Here is an 18,049-nt window from a genome sequence, read left to right on the forward strand (position 1 = left end):
AGGACAAAGGGGAGAAATGATCATGGTGGAAAAACAAGTGGAAGTGAAATTGAAGACAGGTCTTCAAGCAAGACCAGCGGCATTATTCGTACAGGAGGCAAACCGTTTCTCATCTGAAATCTTCTTGGAAAAGGACGGTAAAAAGGTCAATGCGAAAAGCATCATGGGCCTCATGAGCCTGGCCATCTCCACCGGCTCTGCCATCACACTGGTAGCAGACGGAAGCGACGAAGAAGAAGCCCTTGTAGCCCTCGAAGGCTTCGTCCAAAAAGAAGCATAAAATCAACTTCACAAAAAGCCGATGACCGGGGAGTGGTCATCGGCTTTTTTATATGTTTTTAAACTACCTAAATGTATTCGTTCGGATAGAGGAATTGTGAACTATTCTGATTCGAAAATTGTCATAGAATAAGGGTTTTGAGGTGCATAAACTAGTATCGACTATCTTTTCTTCATTCTTTATAGAACATTCAGAGTGTAGACCACAGGGCACTTTCCTCCCCGCCGGAAAGAAACGGTCCAATCTTTACAAAGATGCTCATGTAGCTTGTTCAACCAACAAATGGATGTCAAAAATTAATAATAAGCAACTAATCCATTCGAACTTATTTTCCAATAATTTCACATCTCCAATGGATGTCTTTCCATTTTTCTGATACATTGTACTTTTCAGGATAAATAAAGAAAAAGTCACATAATATTTCCAAAACGCAGCTATTAAACTGGAGAACACGAGAGTATAATTAAATAAGTTTGGAATCATTTTTGGGTGCATTTAAAAGATAAATCATTTAGAAGTTTACGATAAAGGAAGACGATGCCGAATGGAAAAATACACAAAGCATTTCTTTAATAATGTACGAAAGAAATTACAAGAGTGGGAGGCAGCAATGTCCATCCCTCATGAAGAAGTATACCGATTCATCCACTCCATGGCTGGATCGGCCTCGGTGCTTGGATTACATAAAATCGGGGATAGGGCCCGTGAATTGATGGGTCAATATGAAGAAAAGGAAGAACGGATATGGACGATTTCAGAAGTGAAGGAAGAACTGTTTGATATCATTCAATTCTGTTATCAATATGAAGAGGAGTCCACGGAAGTATTTCCTGGAAAGCAAACGAGGACCGGCGAAGAACCTGTCTTGCTGCTCATCGATGATGACACATCTTTCCTTATGTACATGAAGGAAGAACTTGAGAAAATAGGATGGTATGTCGTCCCCATCGCCAATCCGGATAAGGCGGTCATGTCCTACTACGACGTAAAGCCGGACTGTGCCATCATTGATATTTATATGGACGGGACGAATGGATTCGAAGTACTGGACTTTTTTAAGAAAAAGCTGAAGCAGCAGTTCATTCCTACGGTGATGGTGAGTGCGGAAAACAGTAAGGAAGTCCGTATAAAAAGCTATCAGATGGGGGCCGATGATTTTATCGCCAAACCCTTTGACCTGGAAGAGTTCATTGTACGTGTGAAAAGGCAGATGGAGCGAAAGAAACAGATGGAAGAGCTTGTGCTGATCGATGAACTCACACTGGTGTATAACCGTAAATATCTTGGGCAGGCGTATGCCCAACTGCAAAGTGATTGGGCACGCAGAGGGGACTCTTATTCTGTGGCGGTCCTCGACCTCGACCATTTCAAAGGAGTGAACGATCGGTACGGACATCTGGTGGGGGACCTGGTGCTGAAGAAATTCGCTTCACACTTGAAGTCCGAAACGAGGATCCAGGATACGGTCTTTCGGTTTGGTGGGGAAGAATTTGTCATCATTTTCCCTTCTACATCTGTAAAAGAAGCGTTCGAATTGGTCGATGATATACGTAAAGGGTTCAATCAAGTAATGTTTCAGGCAGAAGAGGAATTTTCCTGTTCCTTCTCTGCAGGTGTGGCGGAAATCGCTGATCCGACGAAGCCCTTTGATACATGGCTAAAGCTTGCCGATCATGCCCTTTATGAGGCGAAGGGAAACGGCAGGAACAACGTGAAGATCGATAGGAAATCAAGTGATAACATCCCTCATAAAATGATAAAGATCGCCATTGTGGATGATGATCCGATCATCCGGACGGTGATGAAGGATATCGTTTCGAAGCTGCCGGGAGATACCCATATTCAGTATGACATCCAGACATTCAACGATGGGGCAGCCTTTGTTGGGTCTGACTGGCATGTCTCACACCCTTGTCTTGTCATATTAGACGGGGTGATGCCGAAGATGGATGGCCTGGAAGTATTGGAACGCATTCGTTCAAGAAGTGATTCGGACCGGTACAAAGTTCTTATGCTGACTTCGCGGAAGAGTGAAAAGGACATTTCCAGATCCCTTCAACTAGGGGCGGATGATTATATGACAAAGCCTTTCAAATTATTAGAGCTCGAGGCCCGTTTAGGTCAAATGCTGAGAAGGATGAGGTAATTGTTTTCAAAGGAAATTTTTTATTTTTCTATTGTGCTGGTCGGTTTGCTGGTTGTGTTGACGGGCCTTTGCCTATATTTAATGATAAAGAAGATGATGGACAATAAGAATCGGACGAAGATAGAGAAGTATAAAGAAGAATATCAATTAGCTCTTTTTCAACTTTTACATGAAGGCATCGAGGATAAGAGATTTCTGAACAGCTCCCCCCTCCAAACCCGGGCATTGGTGGAGCTGTTGGCCGGCTTTTCAAAGGTTCTTTCCTCACCAGACATCCTCAAGAGGGTACAAGAATTTGCAGAAGACCATCTTCAACCGTTCATTCTGTCGCAGTTACAGCACAGAAGGTGGAGTATCCGGATGAATGCTCTTTACTGGATACAGGATTTCAGAATGAGCAGTATGAAAGAGCCGTTGAGGGAACTCCGGGAATCGGGATCCATGAGTAAATCGGAAGAAATTCAGTTATTGAAAATAGATGTGCTCTTCAATGATCGGGACCTTCTTCCACGATTGACAGACACGTTGCATGAGTTGACGGAATTTGAGTACAGCCTGCTGTTTCAGTCATTCGGAAAAGGTCAGTTCCAGCCATTGGTCCAAGCCTTTGACGAACTGCCCGACGTGATGAAATATGCCCTCATCGATTCAATCGGGGTGAAGAATAGAATGGAACATATTGCTTTTCTGCAGCGATTATTGACCAATGACTCCACTGAGCTGAGGATCCGAGCGTTAAAGGCCGTGGTGGGGATGGAGTACTATCTTGATATACCGACGCTCTCCATTCATTTGCGGGCTGAGTCTTGGCAGGAACGGTTGATGGCCATTAAAGCATGCGAGTATATCCGTTCCCCTGAGCTAAGTCCATATTTACAGGAACTTATGAGCGACCCGTCCTTCTATGTTCGGTCCCAAGCCGCGCAATCTCTACTGCGTCTTGAGAATGGCAAAAGTGTGCTGGGAGAAATGGCTGTCCATGCAGAAGATGGATACGCAAGGGATATGGCAGCGCAGTGGCTTGAAAGGGGGGCGGTTTCATGAGTATGGGAAGTATCATGATGATCATTGGGTGGTTCGTGCTTGTTTATATGATTCTCGTTATCTCCTTTTATACGATTCTCCTCGTCATTTCCCTGTTTCAATTAAGGAAAACATATGGCCTGGATGAATGGGAACCGTACGAGGAGCTGATGCATCTGCATCAAACCAAGCCTGTGTCCATATTGGTCCCGGCTTACAATGAGTCAGTGGGAATCATGGCAACGGTGAGATCACTCCTTAGTATCGAGTATCCTGAATACGAAATCATTATCATTAACGACGGTTCCACCGATGATTCACTGGAAAAGCTCATTGAGACGTTTCAACTGGTGAAAATCAAGTGGGTCATCCGTCAGCAGCTGGACACAAAACAGGTGAGGGGTGTGTATCAGTCAAAACTATATAAAAACCTTCTGGTCATCGATAAGGAAAACGGGGGGAAGGCCGACGCCTTGAATGCCGGGATCAACGTCTCGAACTTTCCATACTTCTGTTCCATCGATGGAGACTCAGTGCTTGAAAGAACGGCTTTCCTGAAAGTGATGAAACCGATCGTCGAATCCGACGGGGAAGTCATCGCGTCGGGTGGAAGCATCCGGATTGCCAACGGCTGTGAAATTGAAAGCGGGGAAATTGTAAAGGTAGGTTTGTCCCGTTCTCCCCTTGTCGTCATGCAGGTAATCGAATACTTAAGGGCGTTCTTAATGGGCAGGATCGGCTTGAGCAGGCATAATCTGTTATTGATCGTTTCCGGTGCATTCGGTGTCTTCTCAAAGCGCTGGGTCGTCGATGCCGGTGGATACTCCCATACTGTGGGGGAAGACATGGAGCTTGTTGTCAGGCTTCACCGGTATGTAAAGGAGCAAAAGGTGGATAAAAAAATCGTCTATGTTCCCGATCCCGTAAGCTGGACGGAAGCACCTGAATCCCTGAAATACCTACGACGTCAACGCAGCAGATGGCATCGGGGACTATTTGAAAGCCTCTGGATCCACCGTAAACTCCTGTTCAACCCGAAGTATGGGTCGATCGGGATGGTGTCCATGCCTTATTTCTTAATCATTGAATTCCTGGGACCGGTCGTTGAATTGATGGGATACGTCATCATGATCTTCTCCATCTTCCTGGGCGGCGTTTACCTGGAATTTGCCATTCTATTATTCTTGTTATCCATCCTCTATGGATCGGTATTGTCCATGGCAGCCGTCCTCCTTGAAGAATGGTCTGTCAGAAAGTTCCCAAGAGCATCCGATATCGGACGGCTCTTTGCTTATTCATTGACCGAGACGTTATGGTATCGTCCATTGACCGTTCTCTGGCGTTGCGAAGGGATTCTTGACGTGCTGCGCAAAAAGAGAGGCTGGGGAGAGATGGCGAGAAAAGGAGTTTCAAAATGAGGAAGCTGAAATCTTATTGGTTTGTTTTGTTCATCGTCGGTATTGTGCTCTTGATCTCTGCCCCGTTTTGGCTTTGGCAGGTGAAGGGAGATAAAGATTTGGATCTGTTGATCATCGATAAAACAGTACCTGATACGACATACAGGGAACATAAGGGGCTAATGTGGCTCTTGAATCAACAGAAATATGTTCAATCCAATGGGGAAAGGTACAACCTGAAGGAAGACTATATAGGATTTGTGCCGAAAAAGGACCAAACCTACAATATAAAAAATATCCCTTCATCCACAGACCAATATGATGCGGTCTACATAGCCGATACGTATGGGGTTTATGAAGAAGAGTTCCACAATAAAAATGTATCAGGCAAGCGGTCCACCAAGCTTTATGGAGGCTTGACCGACCAGGATATGGACGCACTGAAAGACATGGCGGTGAAGGATGGAAAAACATTGATCGCCGAGTTCAATTCCATGGCGCAGCCTACTGAGGAAGCAACGCGCAAGAAATTCTATTCCCTTTTCAATTTGGAGTGGTCCGGATGGATCGGAAGGTATTTCCCTGAACTGGAAAACAGTGAAGTGCCTCAGTGGGTGAGGGATAATTATGAAAAACAGTATGAAGCGGCCTATAACTTCAAAGGTCCAGGCTATGTACTGGTGGACGAAAATGATCGTCTCGTCGTACTGGATAAGGAAGACATCGGGGATAAGGGAGTGGTTTTTTCCACTACTCCTAATGGTGAAAAGTTGATCGGTGAAAAAATCAGCACCCCTTATTCCTATTGGTTTGATATTGTGGAAGCGATCAATCCCGATGATGTCGTGGCTGACTACACGCTGTCTTTATCAAAGAGCGGGAAGGATACCATGAAAGCCTTGAACCTGCCGGTGACGTTCCCGGCTGTCGTCCACGGACAGAACCGACAATACGACACCTACTATTTTAGCGGGGATTATGCGGATCAGGCAGATGTGCCGGGTCTTTATCAAACGGTCGGGTTCTCATCCTGGAGAAAGTGGACGGGATCATCGAAACCGGATGATTCATCCCAATTTTACTGGAAAGCCTACACTCCGATGATGACGGCTATCTTGAAGGATATCCAAAAGGATGATGCCACGAAGAAGAAGGAAACCGTAGAAATAACAAATGAAGATGGTCTGAAGCTCGGAGGGAAAACAGGCGGAGATTATATTCAGGTGAATAAGGACGGAAAGTGGGAAGACATCCTCATAAAAGGGGTGAACATGGGCATTGCGAAACCCGGTTCATTTCCAGGAGAAACGGCCATCTCGAAGGAAGAATATCTGAGATGGTTCAAACAAATCGGGGCGATGAATGCCAATGCCCTCCGGATTTACACCATCCATCCCCCGGAATTTTATGAAGCCTTCTACGAATATAATCAGATGGCGGATGAGCCTCTGTACTTATTCCACGGGGTATGGGTGAATGAAGAGATTTTCCTAAGGTCTGAGGATGCCTTTGCAAAAGAGAACACGGACGAATTTGCGTCTGAAATCAAAAAGACCATCGATCTCGTCCATGGGAACGCTGAAATACCGGAGCGGAAAGGGCATGCATCGGGATCATACACCTACGATATATCCCCTTACGTTCTTGGCTGGATCTTCGGAGTCGAGTGGGATCCCGAAGTGGTCCTTGCAACAAATGAAAAGCATAAAGGACTCCAGGACTTCAAGGGCGAATACATCGGAACCGAAAAGGCACAGCCATTCGAGATCTGGCTGACCCAACGAATGAATGAAGGAGTCAAGTATGAAACCGATACGTATCAGTGGCAAAGACCGGTGAGCTTTACGAACTGGGTCACGACTGATCTATTGGAACATCCAAGTGAACCGCTGGAGAAGGAAGACATGGTGTCTGTTGATCCGAACGTCATGAAGGGAACGGATAAATTGAAAACAGGTTTATTCGCTTCCTATCATATCTATCCGTATTACCCGGATTTTCTGAATTACGAGCAGAGATATGTCGACTATATTGATCAACGGGGAGAAAAAAACAACTATGCCGGCTATCTGAATGATATGAAAAAAGCTCACTCCATGCCTTTAGTAGTAGCGGAATTCGGAGTCCCGGGATCCAGGGGGATGACACATAAAAACGTCTACGGCATGGACCAGGGCCATCACTCAGAAAAAGAGCAGGGCGAAATCGACCGCAAATTATTCGAGGATATCGTGGAAGAAAAAATGGCGGGTGGAATGGTGTTCGCCTGGCAGGATGAGTGGTTCAAACGAACATGGAATACGATGGACTATGACAACCCGGACAGACGTCCGTTCTGGCAAAATGCCCAGACGAATGAGCAGCAGTTTGGAATGGTCAGCTTCGACCCTGGGGTTCGTAAAAGCAGTATGATCCATGTGGATGGGCGAGGGGAAGACTGGTCCTTCAATGGAATCCAACCGGCTTTCCAAAAAGACGGACACAGCATGTATGTAACGAGCGATGAGCGTTTTGTATATGTTCGTGTAGATTCTGATCCTATAGACGAAGGGGAAGACACGTATCTGCTCTTTGATACGATTGGGAATCAAGGACAGTCCACGCTGCCTGATGTAAAAGACGTATCTACAAAAGGTGTGGATTTTGCACTGCATATTAAGGGGACCAAAGAAGCACGGTTGTGGATCGACAGCTATTACGATACTCATTACTATCACTACGGACACGTTCTCGACATGATCGAGGAAGAGACATATGCCAAAGTGAAAGATAACGGCAAATACCACCCGATTCGGCTGACACTGAACAAATCATTGGACGTTGAAGGAGAAAACATTCCGTTTCAATCCTATGAAACCGGTGTTCTCCAGTTCGGTACTTCAAATCCCCAGGATGAAGCATATGATTCCTTGACGGATATCAGTGTCGACTCCTCAAAGGGGCGATATGAAATCCGTATACCTTGGCAGCTGCTGAATATCAAGGATCCAAGCCTGAAAGAAGCAATGGGGGATATATGGTCAGAAAAAGGGATCCAAAGTTCCATTACCCTTGATTCTATCAAAATCGGTCTATATGAAACCGATGGAGAAAAAGTATTCTCATACCCTGAACGAAAAGAAGATGGGTTCATCGATCCTGCAGGGTTTTATCCATACAAATGGGAAACATGGGACCAGCCGACCTCCCATGAGAGGTTGAAGCAGTCCTACTACGAAATGAAGAAAGCTTTTGAGAAAGAAGGGGAATAACACATGGCGAGAATATTGATTGCGGAAGATGAAGAAGTTCTTCGGATGTTGATGGTGGACACACTGGAAGACGAGGGGCATGAGCTGGATGAAGCCGCCGACGGTCAGGAAGCGATCGATCACATCATGGAAAATGAGTACGACCTCATACTCCTGGATTATATGATGCCTCTGTTGACTGGTTTGGAAGTCATCAAAAGGGTGAGAAATTCACCTGGTAAAAGCACGGTAAAGATCATGATGGTGTCTGCGAAGAGCCAGCAGACGGATAAAGATCTTGTTCTGAAGTCGGGTGCCGACTATTTCATTGCGAAACCGTACAGTCCGGCAGAGCTTGTTCAGCGGATCGAGGACATTTTGAATGAAGAAGATCAATGAGTTTTTTCAAACAAGTTTACGAAATCAGTTCATCGGGTTGATGAGCGGCTTTATTGTCATCTTTTTCATCGGGGCGGCATTTCTGTACGTATATGATCAGACGATTGCCAATGACTATCAGGTACAAAGAGACCGGCTTAACCAGAAAGAAGACGTAGCTGAACAATTGGATAGAGATTTTCAAAAGGCATTCTTTGATGCGAGGGGATATCTAGCCTTCGACAGAAAGGAATTCAAAGAAAGTATCTTTAATCAAGAGAAAAAAGTGAATGACACGTTGACAAAGCTAAAGGCATTGCAAACGGAACCTGAAGATCTCCTCTTCGTGAAAGATGTGGAGGAGTTTTCCGACCTCTATTTTAAGGAAATGGTCCCACCTGTCATTGAGAGTTTTGAAAAGGGCGATATAGAGGCTGTAAAAGAGGCTTCTGCGAGTGGTGCCACAGCCACGATCGAAACATTCCAGACCCAGCTGAACGGGTATGCAGACTCTATTGAACAAAGTAAACGAAATGCTTATGATGAGGTGAAACGAAAAGAGTCTCTAAGTCAGACAGCGTTCATTGTCTTTATCTTTCTGATGCTTCTCGTTCTGATGAGGTTAATGAGAATGATCGCCAAGCAAATCGGTCAGCCTCTCGATCAAGTGGCTTCTGCAGCAGAGCAAATTGCAGAGAGCGATGCATACCAGAATTGGAACTTTAACAATAAACGAAAAGATGAAATCGGTAAGATGTCACGGGCCTTCGAAAAGATGATCTATAAAATCCAGGAGAAGGAAGAGCATCTCCTTGCCCAGAATGAAGAACTGCAGGCGCAGCAGGATGAGCTGGAATCGCAGCAATCTGAGCTTGAGCACCTCCTGAATATGACGAAGAACAGGGAGGCACAGCTGGAGCGCAGAAACGAATTCATACATGGTATATCAAGCTCCCTGAACAAGCAAGAGGTACTAGAGAGCATCGTCAAAAGCATGAGTCACGTGATCGGCGCCTCCCGTGGGATGATTGTCCTTATGGATGAACAAAAGTCCAATGCGTCGTTTGGAATATCCCAAAATGGAGCAGCACAGTTCCTGGCGTATATCTATAACGGAATCCATCAGCGATTATTTGATTCAAGAGAGCCCTTCTCCCTCAAAAGGGAAATGACACCATCAGAGAAGGGGTATCACGAAGAAGTGCTGTACTCATATGACTTATTTCTGCCTGTCCTTTCAGCTGATCATGAAGTGGAAGCCATCATGGTATTCAGCCGCTTCGGAAATGATTTCAATAAGCAGGAACTGGGTGAGTATGTTAGCCTGGCAAAACAAATATCCATCTCTTTGCAGAAAATCAGGTTATTTGAAGAAACCGAGGATAACCGCCAACTAACACAAGATATTCTTAATAATATTCAAGAAGGCATTCAGCTCATTGATAAAGATGGTAATACCCTATTAATGAATACGAAGTTATCTGCTTTGATTTCAGGTGAATTTGATAACCTTCATCAGGTGTGCTACCAGACCTGGAAAAAGGCACTGATCAACCGGGTTGAAGATAAAGAAAAGCTCGAGGAGTATTACGAAGAGATTGTGAAAAAAGGAAAGACCGGAAAACATCTTCTTACCTACCACCTGGCAGACAGCAAAGAAGTTTTCCAAGTATACTCCGAATCTCTCTATCGGGGAGAAGATCAAATCGGCACGATCTTCGTTCACCGCAATATCACGAAAGAATTCGAAGTCGATCAAATGAAATCAGAGTTTGTGAGTACGGTCAGTCATGAACTCCGCACTCCACTGTCAAGCGTGCTGGGCTTTACGGAATTGATGCTGACAAAAGATCTAAAACCGGAAAGAACAAAGAAATACTTAACGACAATCTACCAGGAAGCGAAGAGGCTGACGTCACTTATCAATGACTTCCTGGATGTCCAGCGTATGGAATCGGGACGCCAGACCTTCGAGAGGAAATTCGAGGATGTCGTACCGATCATGCAGCAGGTGATTGATACACAGAAGGTGAATGCTCCCCATCATTCCTTTAACATTGCCAGGGAAACGGACTGTACAATCGTCCTTGGTGATCGGGATAAGCTTGCCCAGGCATTTACCAATTTAATCAGCAATGCCATCAAGTACTCACCTGACGGAGGAACCATCACCGTCATGTTCCGTGAAGGGGACGAATGCATCAGCATTGAGATCCGTGATGAAGGTCTTGGCATTCCTCAGGAAGCCATTCCAAACCTGTTTACCAAGTTCTATCGGGTCGATAATTCCGATCAGAGAAGAATTGGCGGTACCGGATTGGGTCTGACAATCGTAAAGGAAATCATTGAAACCCATGAAGGGGAAATCACGGTGACATCCGAGGAAGGAAAAGGCAGTGTGTTCACCATCCGCCTGCCGATCGTGACGATTGAAACCTTCAAAGACGATGAGCATGGCGGCGATGGAATGTATATCATCGTCATTGAAGATGACATCAATCTGGCATCTTTACTCAAAGCCGAACTTTCCGACAGTGGCTTCAAGGTGCAGCATACCCCCTCGGGAAGCGAAGCTTTGACCAAAATGAAGGATGAAAAGCCGGATGCCGTCGTTCTGGATATCATGCTTGAAGGAAGCATGTCCGGATGGGACGTCCTGGAGGAGATGAAAGGGGATGAACATCTTTCCCAAGTACCGATCATCGTATCCTCGGCTTTGGATGAGAAAGAAAAAGGACTCACATTGGGAGCCAATGACTATCTTGTGAAACCTTATCATCCAAGCAGACTATCCAAAACCATCCTGCACCTTTTATTGAAAAAAGGGATGAACGGTGAAATCTTGGTGCCTGTTTGTGAGAAAAAGTCAGGAGAAACATAAAAGAGGGAGGCTTCCATCGAAAGAAGCCTCTTCTTTATTTAGTGTTGATTGCCAAAAAAAGCCCTTCGCGACCAGTCGCGAAGGGCTTTAAAGTACTTATTTATTGTTCATTTCGTTACGAGTGATGATGCGGTCGATCAAACCATATTCAAGCGCTCTTTCCGCTGTCATGAAGTTATCGCGATCCGTATCTTTTGAAATCACTTCAAGTGGTTGACCAGTGCGATCAGCCAGGATTTGGTTTAGTTTCTCACGAAGGAATAGAATACGCTTCGCAGCGATTTCGATTTCAGTCGCCTGACCTTGAGCTCCACCAAGTGGTTGGTGAATCATGACTTCAGCATTTGGAAGGGCTAAACGCTTGCCTTTTGCACCTGCTGCAAGAAGGAACGCACCCATTGAAGCCGCCATACCGATACAGATTGTTTGGACATCAGGCTTGATGTATTGGATCGTATCATAGATGGCCATACCAGCTGTGATGCTTCCGCCAGGAGAGTTTATGTAGATTGAAATATCCTTCTCCGGGTTTTCAGATTCAAGGAATAGTAGCTGTGCTACAATGGAGTTCGCCACATTGTCATCGATTCCGCTTCCAAGCATGATGACACGGTCTTTCAATAAACGTGAATAAATGTCATAGGCACGTTCACCGCGGTTTGTTTGTTCAATTACTGTAGGAATTAAATTCATCCTCGTTCCTCCTTAGAAATCCTTTTTTATTTGTTAGAATTACTTATTCACTTTGTACTGTTATCATACACCCATGGTCAATAAAGGTCAAACTAAACGATTCCTTTATTATCCTGTATATAAATCCTTTCTACATGATACCCATTCATTCCTTTTTTAAACGGAACTCAATTTGCAAAGTTTGTTGTTTAAGTGAGTGGGTCAGTTTAGTTCTAGTTTGGATAACTTCGAAAAAGTATAGAGGTAGAACGAAGACCGTTCCTTTCCGCTGCAGGCACTTGCTTTCCGCGGGGCGTGAGTTGAGCCTCCTCGGGCTTTGCCCTGTGGGGTCTCAACATTCCCGCTTTTCCCGCAGGAGTCAAGTGCCTTCCGCTGCAATCCACTCTGTGGCTCTTTAATAGGCTAGATAAAGAGTGAAACAGATCCTGTTAGGGTTCACTAATTACAAATAAATTCCCACTTCACTTTTTAAAAGATATTAATGGATAATCTAAAAAAGACATAAACCAGAATATCTATTGCAAACAAGCAATTTCTACCTTATAATATATATTCGTGACGGTTATTCATTTCTTGCCCTCGTGGTGCAACGGATAGCACGTAAGATTCCGGTTCTTAAAATGGGGGTTCGATTCCCTCCGAGGGCGTAGTTGAAAGAGTGATGTGAAGGTGTTTCTACAAGTTTTTAATTTGTGGAGGCACCTTTTTTCGTTCCTGAGAATAAGGGTATTTATGAAAGGAAATACCACGAAATATACTTGGCGTACTTAAAGTTCCTTGTTCTCATAGTAATGGAGATTTCCATCATACATAGAAAAACACCCTTACTACTTTCAAGTGGTATCTAGTGGTCAAGAAAATATAAAACGATTATTTTACAATTTTATATATTGTATAATTATATTATATTCTTATTTTGAAGAAGTGTGGATCAATTTCCTATATGAATTTGAGTCATACACAGTGAAAAGGAAACTCGTTGATATAGCAAAGAAGAACAAATCTTAAACCGGGATGGTGGCTTCGTATGAAGGATTTTATAGCTTTTGACTTTGAAACGGCTAATCGTGCAAGACACAGTATATGCTCAGTCGGAATGGTATTTGTAGAAAATGGAGAAATTGTCGATTCGATTTATCAATTAATCGATCCAGAAGAGAAATTTGACTATTTTAATATCAGAATACATGGAATTCAACCACAAGATGTTGAAGGTGCGATGACGTTCGATGCTTTCTATCATTCTATTAAGGACAAAATAGAGAATAAGTTAATGATTGCTCATAATCTTTCCTTCGATGGATACGCTTTGAGGGATAATTTAGCTCGTTATGAAATGAAGCCCGTATACAACCAATTTCTCTGCACATATCAAATGTCCAGAAAGATGGTGAAGGGTCTTCCTGCCTACCAGCTATCATCTCTTTGTGCTTATTTTGGAATACAATTAGATAATCACCATCATGCTGCAGATGATGCTAAAGCATGCGCTCAAATAATGCTAAAGTTAGCAGAAGAGTACAAGATTACAGACTTTGATTCTCTCTACAATAAAACTCGAATTAAACCTGGAGAAATATCCGAAGGCATCTATCGCTCTTCATTAGTAAGTAAATCCGCTAAATAACTCAACTTTCCGAGAACCTCTATCTTATAGTGATGTTCAATTGAGGCATCCTCCTGTGTCTTTTTCATTAGTAGCTTTTTATTCTATTGAACAAAAATTTAAGAGAATGATGTTGTGATGGATGGAGAACACCCACACCACGACAGTTGATTAGAGCTGCAGGTGCTCGACTCCTGAGGGAAACGCGGGACAGGTGAGACCCCACAGTCGAAGCCGAGGAGGCTCACCGCCCGCCCCGCGGAAAGCGAGCACCTGCAGCGGAAATCAACCACTACTCTCTCCGTAAAGTTTTTAAGGAATAAATCATATATATAGTACAAACCCACCAACTACCAACGAATTCCCATTAACGAACAACCGATTTTATTGTAGAATAGATAAATGGGAGGTTAGTAATCATGAATTTGAAAGCAGGACTATTTCAAAATCAACAACTAAAACTTCAAATGACACAACAGCTTTCTCAAGCCATCACCATCCTCCAATATTCTACGATGGAATTGAATGCTTATCTAGAAGCTAAGCAATTAGAGAATCCCCTTATACAATTAGAACCGCCTAAACAAGATCCCCTTCATCAAAGAGAACCTTACTCGTATAAACGAAGCGCCGGACATCGTGAAAATCCAGTGGATTGGTATGAGTATGTATCCATCCCAAAGAGAACGCTTGCGGATGCGTTATCCGTTCAGATGAATTTGAAATCGCTTACTTCCTTAGATCGAAAGGTAATGGAAGAGTTAATATACAGCCTGGATGACAATGGATATTTAAGAGTGGATGAAGACTCCTTCATACAAAAGCATGGTCTGGAAAGGATTCAACTTGAAAACTATATTAATAGGCTACAGGAATTAGAACCTGCCGGGATAGGGGCGAGATCCCTTCAGGAATGCATTTCCCTTCAGTTGCAGCGAAAAGCCGATGTTCCCACTCTGGTTACGATGGTTGTAGACAACCATTTCCAAAACTTTGCCGAAAAGAAATGGAAGGCCATTGCAAAGGGTCTGTCGGTTGAGCTGAAAGACATCCAGAAGGTGGCAGACTTCATCCAGCAGTGCAATCCAAGACCGGGATCGAAATATTCGCAGCATATAGCTGAATACATTATTCCGGAGCTTGTTGTGAACGTGATCGACGGACATACCGTGGCTGTATCCCTATATGATGGTACAACGGTTAACGTCACATATAATGAAGAGTACACAGAATTCTTAAAGGATCATCCGGATCAGGAAGTCCGGTCCTATCTTCAGGAAAAGGAGCAGGATTTTCAGTGGCTGCTGCAAAGCCTGCGTCAGCGGAAGCAGACGATCCTGAAGGTAGGGAGGATGCTTGCTGAAAAGCAGAAGGACTTTTTCCTTCAAGGGCCTTCCTTTATCCAGCCGTTGACCTTGAAGCAGGTGGCGGATGAAATCGATGTTCATGAATCTACTATAAGCCGTGCCGTGAAAGGAAAGTATATGCAAACCCCATATGGAATCTTTGAATTGAAGTATTTCTTTACCTCGGCGATTAAATCGGTCAGGCTCGAGGATTCCGAAGCGGCCTCAGCACGGACGGTGAAAAACGAGCTTCAAAAGCTGATAGAAGAAGAAGATAAGAAAAAGCCATTATCGGATCAGAAGATTGTTCATCTATTAATGGATAAAGGATTTGATGTTTCGAGAAGGACGATCGCCAAATACCGGGATCAATTAGGGATTGCTTCTTCGACGTTGAGGAAGCGGTATGAATAGAAATGAATTTGTACCAGGTACACCTTAGCCATTCTGTACCTGGTACAAATCAATCATCTTGTACCAGGTACAAGATAACAATCGAACTGATGCTACCTACAACCCAACAAAGCGAGGCAATAAAATGAAACCAGTCATATTCTATACACGCTCACAATGCGGACTATGCGAAGACGCGAAAATCACCTTAAAGCTCCTCCAGGGTGAACTGAACTTTGAAATCCTTGAGAAGGATATCGCGGAAAGTGATGATCTGACCGAACGATTTGGACTGATGATTCCGGTCGTTGAATTAGACGGGGAGATCCTTCAATATGGGCAAATTGATTATTTTACGCTTAGCAAGCGTTTACATGAAAAAACCCGATAGTTTCTAGTTGAATTACGATTCATACCCTGATAAAATAAGTCTTGAAAGCAGGGATGAATTTTTTTTGGAGGTAGTGGGACATAATATGTCTATGTGGGACCTTTAAAGTCCAACACGCTGATCACTCCATTTGAAGGAGCTTTTATCATGGAATCATTAATTGACATACAAAAGCGATTATTACCTGACCTGCTTGAAGTTATGCAAAAAAGGCATCAAATTCTTCGTTCCATCCGGTTCATGCAGCCTGTCGGACGCAGAAGTCTTGCTCAGAATATGGGCCTGACCGAACGTGTTCTGAGAAGCGAAGTGGAGTTCCTGAACAATCAAGATCTCATTGATATCAAAACCTCTGGCATGATTATGACGGCGGATGGTTTAGAGCTTTTAGAAAACCTTGAAAGCATGATGAGGGAGATATCAGGAATCAACGTTATGGAACAGGAATTAAAATCGTTACTTAATCTTCATGAAATTGTAATCGTTCCGGGGAATAGTGATGAGTCACCTTGGGTAAAAGAAGAATTAGGGCGTGCAACAGCTTCTAGTATGAAACGCCGACTTAAGGGAAATACTATCATCGCTGTGACTGGGGGTTCGACGATGGCAGCCGTAGCAGAACGGCTACCCGATTTCTCTGATGATACCTTGTTTGTTCCTGCTCGGGGTGGAATTGGGGAGGATGTCAAGAACCAGGCCAATACCATCTGTGCCAAGATGGCCGAACATACGGGAACGCGACATCGTGTTTTATATGTGCCGGATCAGGTTAGTAAAGAAGTATACAAATCCTTCTTGAAAGAACCGATGATCAAAGAGGTACTCAATTTGATCAAATCGGCTAACATGGTTCTCCATGGAATTGGAGATGCTATCACAATGGCAGAAAGACGGAAGACCACGGAAGAGGATTTTGAGAAGATCACCGGGGGTCATGCTGTCGGGGAAGCGTTTGGTTATTATTTTGACGAAGCGGGTGAAGTGGTACATAAGGTGCCAACGATCGGCCTGCAACTTGAAGATTTAAGTCACATCGAACATGTTATTGCCGTCGCCGGCGGCAGCTCGAAGGCGAAAGCGATTCGGGCGTATATGAAGAGTGCTCCCCATAAAACCGTGCTCATCACGGATGAAGGAGCAGCGAGATCGCTTTTAAAAGGGTAAGCCCTTTTGAAATATAAAAAAAATCATCCTTAACTATCTAAAGGAGGAAGTTATTCATGGCAACTAAAATTGGTATTAACGGATTTGGACGTATCGGACGTAATGTATTCCGTGCAGCACTTAAAAATAACGACGTAGAGGTAGTAGCGGTTAATGACTTAACTGATGCAAACATGCTTGCTCACCTTTTACAATATGATACAGTTCACGGAACTCTTCAAGAGAAAGTAACTGTTGACGGTGACTACCTTGTAGTTGGCGGTAAGAAAGTAAAAGTATTGGCTGAGCGCGATCCTGCTCAACTTGGTTGGGGAGATCTTGGTGTAGATATCGTTGTTGAATCTACTGGACGTTTCACAAAGCGTGCTGACGCTGCGAAACACATCGAAGCTGGTGCGAAGAAAGTAATCATCTCTGCTCCTGCATCTGATGAAGACATCACAGTGGTTATGGGTGTTAACGAAGATAAATACGACGCGGCTAGCCACGACGTTATCTCTAACGCATCTTGTACAACAAACTGCTTAGCGCCATTCGCGAAAGTTCTTAACGACAAGTTCGGAATCAAGCGTGGAATGATGACAACAATCCACTCTTATACAAACGACCAACAAATCTTAGACTTACCACATAAAGATTACCGTCGTGCACGTGCAGCTGCTGAGAACATGATTCCAACAACTACAGGTGCTGCGAAAGCTGTATCTCTTGTTCTTCCTGAGCTTAAAGGGAAACTGAACGGTGGAGCGGTTCGTGTTCCAACTCCAAACGTTTCTCTAGTAGACTTAGTTGCTGAACTTGATAAGAACGTTACAGCTGAAGATGTTAATGCAGCTCTTAAAGAAGCTGCTGAAGGCGATCTTAAAGGAATCCTTGCTTACAGCGAAGAGCCTTTAGTATCAACTGACTACAACGGAAGCCCGGCTTCTTCTACAATCGATGCACTTTCTACAATGGTTCTAGAAGACAACATGGTAAAAGTGATCTCTTGGTACGATAACGAGAGCGGATACTCTAACCGTGTAGTAGACCTAGCTGGTTACATCGCTTCTAAAGGACTTTAATCCTTAAAGTTTTGTAAATTGACATCATTAGCATGGTGATTGATGGATAAATTTTGT

The 18,049-nt window shown here is 43.9% G+C and carries 13 protein-coding genes and 1 tRNA gene; 13 read left to right on the top strand and 1 reads right to left on the bottom strand.

Annotated features, from left to right (window positions below; all coding sequences use genetic code 11):
- Nucleotides 1-22: 22 nt before the first annotated feature.
- The 7 genes from KYJ26_RS03655 to KYJ26_RS03685 all read left to right on the top strand — a co-directional run bounded on the left by KYJ26_RS03655 (nt 23) and on the right by KYJ26_RS03685 (nt 11,335).
- Nucleotides 23-280 carry an HPr family phosphocarrier protein gene (locus KYJ26_RS03655; RefSeq protein WP_060672665.1) on the top strand — a complete coding sequence of 86 codons (258 nt, stop codon included), beginning with the start codon at nt 23-25 and terminating at the stop codon, nt 278-280.
- Between the two features lie 544 nt (nt 281-824).
- The gene (locus KYJ26_RS03660) at nt 825-2,426 is read left to right on the top strand and encodes a GGDEF domain-containing response regulator (RefSeq protein ID WP_219166005.1); all 1,602 of its coding nucleotides are present in this window, start codon (nt 825-827) and stop codon (nt 2,424-2,426) included.
- Nucleotides 2,427-3,470: a HEAT repeat domain-containing protein gene (locus tag KYJ26_RS03665; protein ID WP_219166006.1), complete on the top strand. Its 1,044-nt coding sequence runs from the start codon at nt 2,427-2,429 to the stop codon at nt 3,468-3,470.
- A complete protein-coding gene (locus tag KYJ26_RS03670) occupies nt 3,467-4,867 on the top strand; it encodes a glycosyltransferase family 2 protein (protein WP_219166008.1) in 1,401 nt (466 codons plus the stop codon). The genes KYJ26_RS03665 and KYJ26_RS03670 overlap by 4 nt, the downstream gene beginning before the upstream one ends.
- On the top strand, nt 4,864-8,097 hold the full coding sequence (locus KYJ26_RS03675) for a hypothetical protein (RefSeq protein WP_219166010.1): 3,234 nt from the start codon (nt 4,864-4,866) through the stop codon (nt 8,095-8,097). Before KYJ26_RS03670 ends, KYJ26_RS03675 begins: the two co-directional genes overlap by 4 nt.
- Nucleotides 8,098-8,100: 3 nt before the next feature.
- Nucleotides 8,101-8,475, top strand: coding sequence for a response regulator transcription factor (locus KYJ26_RS03680; RefSeq protein ID WP_219166012.1), 375 nt, complete (start codon nt 8,101-8,103; stop codon nt 8,473-8,475).
- Entirely contained in the window at nt 8,459-11,335 is a 2,877-nt protein-coding gene (locus KYJ26_RS03685) for an ATP-binding protein (protein WP_219166014.1), read from the top strand. The genes KYJ26_RS03680 and KYJ26_RS03685 overlap by 17 nt, the downstream gene beginning before the upstream one ends.
- Before the next feature lie 96 nt (nt 11,336-11,431).
- Here KYJ26_RS03685 and clpP read toward each other — a convergent pair whose 3' ends face one another.
- Complete coding sequence (clpP, locus tag KYJ26_RS03690) at nt 11,432-12,028, bottom strand: ATP-dependent Clp endopeptidase proteolytic subunit ClpP (RefSeq protein ID WP_044338279.1); 597 nt, start codon at nt 12,026-12,028, stop codon at nt 11,432-11,434.
- 575 nt (nt 12,029-12,603) lie between these two features.
- On the opposite strand from clpP, the gene KYJ26_RS03695 reads away from it, so the two are divergent.
- The 6 genes from KYJ26_RS03695 to gap all read left to right on the top strand — a co-directional run bounded on the left by KYJ26_RS03695 (nt 12,604) and on the right by gap (nt 17,992).
- A tRNA-Arg gene (locus KYJ26_RS03695) sits at nt 12,604-12,675 on the top strand.
- A 380-nt stretch (nt 12,676-13,055) separates the two neighbouring features.
- Nucleotides 13,056-13,655 carry a 3'-5' exonuclease gene (locus KYJ26_RS03700; protein WP_219166016.1) on the top strand — a complete coding sequence of 200 codons (600 nt, stop codon included), beginning with the start codon at nt 13,056-13,058 and terminating at the stop codon, nt 13,653-13,655.
- A 398-nt stretch (nt 13,656-14,053) separates the two neighbouring features.
- On the top strand, nt 14,054-15,394 hold the full coding sequence (gene rpoN / locus KYJ26_RS03705) for an RNA polymerase factor sigma-54 (protein WP_219166017.1): 1,341 nt from the start codon (nt 14,054-14,056) through the stop codon (nt 15,392-15,394).
- Between the two features lie 124 nt (nt 15,395-15,518).
- Complete coding sequence (locus KYJ26_RS03710) at nt 15,519-15,764, top strand: glutaredoxin family protein (protein WP_219166018.1); 246 nt, start codon at nt 15,519-15,521, stop codon at nt 15,762-15,764.
- Between the two features lie 147 nt (nt 15,765-15,911).
- Nucleotides 15,912-16,928 carry a sugar-binding transcriptional regulator gene (locus KYJ26_RS03715; RefSeq protein ID WP_219166020.1) on the top strand — a complete coding sequence of 339 codons (1,017 nt, stop codon included), beginning with the start codon at nt 15,912-15,914 and terminating at the stop codon, nt 16,926-16,928.
- A gap of 56 nt (nt 16,929-16,984) precedes the next feature.
- Nucleotides 16,985-17,992, top strand: coding sequence for a type I glyceraldehyde-3-phosphate dehydrogenase (gap, locus tag KYJ26_RS03720; RefSeq protein WP_044338275.1), 1,008 nt, complete (start codon nt 16,985-16,987; stop codon nt 17,990-17,992).
- The last annotated feature ends 57 nt before the right edge of the window (nt 17,993-18,049 follow it).

The sequence above is a fragment of the Rossellomorea orangium genome, from assembly GCF_019334305.1.
Lineage (GTDB): Bacteria > Bacillota > Bacilli > Bacillales > Bacillaceae_B > Rossellomorea.